The following is a 1,119-nucleotide window of genomic DNA, read 5'->3' on the forward strand; positions in this document are numbered from 1 at the left end:
CGAATATGTTGCGCCGAGAGTTATGTTGCGCGCCCGCGATTGGGCGCTGTCCCGCAGGCGATCGACGGCTTTTGCGCAACATAATGTCAGCGCGCGGCAGGTGTCGTGATGCCCCGTGACGCTTCCGAACTGTCTCGCCGCCTGGCACGCCACGCAGAGGCGGTCTGCCGGCACTACCTGTCCAATGGTCGACGCCGAGGCCGCTACTGGACGGTTGGCGATGTGCGCAACGCGCCCGGCCGATCGATGTTTGTCCGGCTCAGCGGGCCGGAATCCGGTCCCGGCGCCGCCGGGCATTGGACTGATGCCGCCTCAGCCGAATATGGCGATCTCCTCGACGTCATCCGCGAGAGCTGCGGTCTCGTCGATTTCCGCGATGTCGCCGATGAGGCACGGCGCTTTCTGAGCCTGCCGCTCGCCGAACCGGGCCGCAGTTCAAAGCCCGTTCGCATACCCGTCCCCGCCGGATCGCCCGAAGCGGCGCAACGGCTCTTCGCCATGTCGCAGCCGATCTGCCGGACGCTCGTCGAGACCTACCTACGCAACCGCGGCATCAGGAACTTGCGCGACGCGGGCAGCCTGCGATTCCATCCGCGCTGCTACTATCGACCTGAGGGCGACGGCCCGACCGAGACATGGCCGGCGATGGTCGCCGCTGTCACCGATCTCGAAGGGAGGATCACCGGCGCGCATCGTACCTGGCTTGCCCGCGACGGTTCGGGCAAGGCGCGGGTCGACACGCCACGACGGGCCATGGGTGGCCTCCTCGGCCATGCCGTCCGCTTTGGTGCGGCCGATAATGTCCTCGCTGTCGGCGAAGGCATTGAGACGATGCTGTCGCTGCACTGTGCACTGCCCGCCATGCCGATGGCGGCCGCGCTCTCGGCCAACCACCTAGCAGCTCTTGTGCTCCCGCCGGCGCTGCGTCGGCTCTACATCGCCCGCGACGCCGACGCCGCAGGCGACACGGCACTCGCGGCGTTGATCGAGCGCGCCGAAGCAGCAGGCATTGAGGCGCTTGCCCTGTCTCCACGGATGGGCGACTTCAACGAGGACCTACGTGCATTCGGCGTCAGCGCGCTCCGGCGGACATTGCGCATCCAGCTCATGCCGCAGGAT

Annotated in this window: 1 protein-coding gene; it reads left to right on the plus strand. The window is 67.6% G+C overall.

The features are described 5' to 3' along the window. Window positions 1-108 precede the first annotated feature (108 nt). On the plus strand, window positions 109-1,119 hold a 1,011-nt coding region (locus OOJ09_RS31920; protein WP_269909023.1), incomplete at its 3' end, for a DUF7146 domain-containing protein.

The sequence above is a fragment of the Mesorhizobium qingshengii genome, from assembly GCF_027563465.1.
Lineage (GTDB): Bacteria > Pseudomonadota > Alphaproteobacteria > Rhizobiales > Rhizobiaceae > Mesorhizobium > Mesorhizobium qingshengii_A.